At 71.9% G+C, this 4,712-nt stretch carries 3 protein-coding genes; 2 read left to right on the top strand and 1 reads right to left on the bottom strand.

From position 1 onward, the window contains the following. A partial coding sequence (locus G6030_RS14390; protein ID WP_182643584.1) for a DUF2339 domain-containing protein occupies positions 1-1,593 on the top strand: 1,593 nt, incomplete at its 5' end. On the opposite strand, the gene G6030_RS14385 is transcribed toward G6030_RS14390, so the two are convergent. Continuing rightward, complete coding sequence (locus tag G6030_RS14385) at positions 1,548-2,009, bottom strand: hypothetical protein (protein WP_007627825.1); 462 nt, start codon at positions 2,007-2,009, stop codon at positions 1,548-1,550. The genes G6030_RS14390 and G6030_RS14385 overlap by 46 nt on opposite strands. A gap of 183 nt (positions 2,010-2,192) precedes the next feature. Between G6030_RS14385 and G6030_RS14380 the strand changes: the two genes are divergently transcribed. After that, positions 2,193-4,619, top strand: a complete 2,427-nt coding sequence (locus G6030_RS14380) for a glycosyl hydrolase family 65 protein (protein WP_347238675.1) — start codon at positions 2,193-2,195, stop codon at positions 4,617-4,619. Positions 4,620-4,712: the final 93 nt, after the last annotated feature.

Here is a 4,712-nt window from a genome sequence, read left to right as displayed (position 1 = left end):
CCGGCCGAGGCGCGTCCGCGGCGGGCGCCGCGGATCACCGCCGCCACCGTCATCGCGGCGATCGGCGGGTCGGTCATGCTCGCCGGCATCGCCTTCCTCCTGGTGGTCGCCATCCAGGCCGGGCTCTTCCCGCCGATCGCGCGGGTGATCGCCGCTGCCGCGCTCGCGGTGGTCCTCGTCGCCCTGGGGCTACGACTGCAGTCGCGCCACGAACCGACGGCCGAGACCCCGGTCAACCCCGGCGCGCTCGCGCTCGTCGGGACCGGGCTCGCCGCCGCGATGCTCGACGTCATCGCCGCGACCACCCTCTATCTGTGGATCCCCGTCCCGGCCGCGTTCATGTTCGTCGGCGGACTCGCCCTCGGCGGCATGGCGCTGGCCCAACGGTGGGCCTCGGGGCTTCTGGCGTGCCTCGTGTCCGCGGGCACGATGCTGCTCGCGCCGTTCATCTCCACGGACGTCGAACTGCCGGTCTTCGTCGCGATCGTCGGCATCGTCACCGCCGCCCTCGCCGCCGACCTCGGGGTGGCCGTCCGCGTCGTGTGGTCCGTCCTCCCCGGCGTCCTGCTGGCCGGATACCTCTCGCAGGCCGCCCTCCACTCCCGCGGTGAACAGATGGCGCTCATCGCGACCGCGCTCGTCTTCGCCGCCGTCGGGACAGGGGTGGCCTGGTACGACTCACTCCGCCGGAGCCCCGCCGTCGAGAACGCGGCCCTCGTCGTCGTCCCCACCGCACTGCCCCTCGCCCTCCTGCCCGCCACGTACCTCCTCCGCCCCGGCTGGCCCTACGGCCTGCTCCTCGCCGCGGCCTACCTGATCGTCGCCGTCCTCGCCGGCCGCGGCGGCGGCACGGACCGCGACCGTCCCGCCACGCACCTGTCCGCGGTGATCGGCATCGTCGGCAGCGCACTGCTCCTGCTCACCTGGGTCGAGCTGGGCGGGCGTGAGATGACCGGCTTCGCCCTCACCCTCAGCGCGCTGGCGTACGTCGCGGCGGCCGGGCTGTGGGACCGCCGGTGGCTGCACTGGGTGGCCGGCGCCGCGTCCGTTCTCGCCCTGCTCGTGTACCTGGGCGTCAACGAACCGCACCTCGCGCTCAGCGAACGGCTCGCGGTGCGCGAGTTCAGCTACTGGGACGTCGTCTCCGCGCTCGCCGTCACCGCGCTGGCAGCCGCCGTCACGTGGTGGGCGCGGCGCCGACTGCCCCGAGAGGCCAGGCGCGTGACGATGGTCGGCGCGGTCGTCGCCCTGGCCACCTTCTCGGTGATGATCGTCGCCGCCGGCGTGACGATCGGCGACCTCACCGGCGCGGCGCGCACCGGGTTCCTCGCCGCGCACCTCGTGGTGACCGTGCTGTGGATCTGCTGCGCGGCGTGGTTGGTCCTCACCCCGAGCCCCCGCATCGCCGACGCCCGCCGGCTCGGGTTCGTCCTGGGCGCGCTCGCGCTGGCGAAGCTGCTCCTGCTGGACCTCGCCACGCTGCCGGGCCTGTTCCGCGTCCTGTCGTTCATCGCGGTCGGCGCGGTGATGCTCGCGGTGGCCGTGCGCTACCGCAAGGAGACCGACCCGTCGGGGAGCGGCTCGCCGACGTAGATGTGGAAGGCCCGCGGCTCCGCGCCGGACATCAGTACCTGCACCTCCGGGTGATCGACCTCGTCGGGATCGTCCGACGGCTGGCTCCACACGACCTCTCCCGCGTCGGTCAACTCGCGCAGCGCCATCCGCGTGGCTCGTACCCACCGCACACGCTTGAGCGCGGGCTCGTCCCGGAGCAGGTCATCCGCCAGTCCCTCCCGGTCGCGCAGATCGACCATGAGGCGCTCACCGTCCGGGCACTCGTACGCCATGCAGACCTGGTCGACCAGAACGGCCAGTGGCCACGAGGGCGCCGAGCCGAGCAGGTCGACGATGATCATGCGCGCGTCCTCCACCTGGCAGGCCGTCGGCGTGGTGAGGACCTGCATCCGGTCGGCGACGTCCTCGGTGATCTCGATGAGCTGAACGGTCATGGTGAACTCCCGTGTCCGACGAGACGGTCGACAAGGGGGTTCGCGGCGCGGCCCGAACCGTCCCGACTGTGACCTAGATCATAGCGCACCGGCGTGGCCGGCGGGTCTCGGCGGGATGACGATCTCGAGAACAGGCCCGCCGACCACGCCCGCCGCCGACGCGCGTGTGGTTGTGTCACAGCTGTGACCCTCTCGCACACCGGCCCCGTGGACACCGCCGCCTTCACCCTCGCCTACGACGGCGTCGACCCGCAGGACGAGGGCCTGCGCGAGACCCTCACCTCCACCGGCAACGGCTACATGGCCACCCGCGGCGCGGCCGAATGGGAGGAGGCCGACGACGTCCACTACCCCGGCACCTACGTCCACGGCCTCTACAACCGCGCGACCACCCTGCTCGGCGGTGTCCCGGTCCACAACGAGGACCTGGTCAACCTGCCGAACTGGCTGCCGCTGAAACTCCGGATCGGCGGCGCGGAGGTCCTGCGCCTCGCGGACGTGGAGGTCCTCGACTACCGGCACCGGCTCGACCTCCGTGCCGCAGTGCTCACCCGGCACCTGCGCTTCCGCGACCGCGAGGGGCGCGAGACCGAACTGGTCAGCCGCCGGTTCACCTCCATGGCGTCGATGCACCACGCCTACCTCGAGTGGACCCTCACCCCGCTCAACTGGTCCGGGCCCGCCGAGGTCGTCAGCGCGATCGACGGGCGGGTCACCAACGACGGCGTGCCCCGCTACCGCGACCTCGAGGGAACCCACCTCCACCCCGTCGGAACGGAGTTCCCGGAGCCGGAGGTGATGGCGCTCAAGACCCGGACCCGCCAGTCCGAGGTCACCGTCAGCGTCGCCGCCCGGACCTGTGTCCTCGCCGCCGGCCGGCCGGACGAGGTGCCCCGCACCGACTTCCGCACCCCCGACCACGTCCAACAGACGCTGCACCTCGACCTCGAGCGCGGGGTGCCGGTGACCGTGGAGAAGTCGGTGGCGCTCTTCACCTCGCGCGACCCCGCGACGGGCGACACGCTCGTGCGGGCGCACCGCTCGGTGGCCAGGTCGCGGTCGTTCGAGTCCGCCCTCGCGCACCACCGCGAGTCGTGGGACCGGCTGTGGCAGGCGTGCGACGTGCAGGTGTTCGGCGACGACGAGGCTCAGCACCTCCTGCGTGTCCACATCAGCCACATCCTGCAGACGTGTTCGCCCAACACCGCCGATCTCGACGCCGGCGTCCCCGCCCGAGGGATCAACGGCGAGGCCTACCGCGGCCACGTGTTCTGGGACGAGTTGTTCGTCCTGCCGTTCCTCACGTACCGGTTGCCGGGCGTCACCCGCAGCCTGCTCATGTACCGCTACCGTCGTCTGGCGGAGGCGCGCGCCGCCGCCCGGGCCGCCGGCCGCGCCGGCTTCATGTTCCCGTGGCAGAGCGGATCGCTGGGCACCGAGGAGACCCAGGAGGTCCACCTCAACCCGATGTCGGGGAAGTGGGACGTCGACCTGTCCCACAACCAGCGGCACGTCAGCGCCGCGATCTTCTACAACGTCTGGCAGTACATCACCACCACCGCGGACACGATGTTCCTCGAGTCCCAGGGCGCGGAGCTGATGCTCGGCATCGCGCGGTTCTGGGCCTCCGTCGCCCACTACTCGTCCGACCGGGAGCGCTACGAGATCCACGGCGTGATGGGCCCGGACGAGTACCACGAGAAGTACCCGGGCGCCGCCGAGGGCGGCCTCCGCAACAACGCCTACACCAACGTCTTCGTGGCGTGGATCTGCGACATCGCCGCGCACCTGCTCGACCTGCTGCCGGCACCACGCGCGGACGCCGTCCGCGCCCGGCTGGAGCTCCGCGACGAGGAGATCGAGCGGTGGAAGGACATCAGCCGCCGGATGTTCGTGCCGTTCCACGACGGGATCATCAGCCAGTTCGAGGGCTACGCCGACCTCGAGGAGCTGGACTGGGACGCCTACCGCGCGAAGTACGGCGACATCCAGCGCCTCGACCGGATCCTCAAGGCCGAGGGCGACACCCCGGACCGCTACAAGCTGGCCAAGCAGGCCGACGCGGTGATGCTCTTCTTCCTGTTCGGCGACGACGAGCTGCGCCGCATCTTCACCCGGCTCGGCTACGAGTTCCCCGACGACGCCGCCCGCCGCACGATCGAGTACTACGACCGTCGGACCTCGCACGGGTCGACCCTGTCGTACATCACCCACGCCGGCGTCCTCGCCCGCTTCGACCCGGACTCCTCGTGGAAGCGGTTCACTGTGGCGCTGCGCAGCGACGTGGGCGACATCCAGGGCGGCACCACCCGCGAGGGCATCCACATGGGGGTCATGGCGGGCACGGTCGACCTCGTGCAGCGCTTCTACGCCGGCATGCGGGCCGAGGGCGGGATGCTCCACCTGGAGCCGAACCTGCCGGGGGCGATCGACGGTGTCTCGTTCTCGGTGATCCACCTGCGCTCCCCGCTCACCGTGACGGTGACGCGCGACGAGGTGGTGATCCGGCACCGCGATGGCGTGATCGACGCGACCCCGGTCCGCGTCCGGGTGGCGGGGGAGGAGCGGCTGGTCGCGGTCGGTGCGGAGGAACGGTTCAGCCTGGCGTGACCTCGGCGCGGGCGTGGCGTCGTGCGGCGCGCGCCCGGCGACGCTCCTCGCGCCGCTGACGGTCGTGGACCACCTCGGCCTCGTGGTCGTACG

The organism is Dietzia sp. E1 (assembly GCF_014145015.1).
GTDB classification, from domain to species: Bacteria; Actinomycetota; Actinomycetes; order Mycobacteriales; family Mycobacteriaceae; genus Dietzia; species Dietzia cinnamea_A.
The sequence above is the reverse complement of the archived record's forward strand: the minus strand, read 5'-3'. Positions and strand labels throughout refer to the sequence as shown.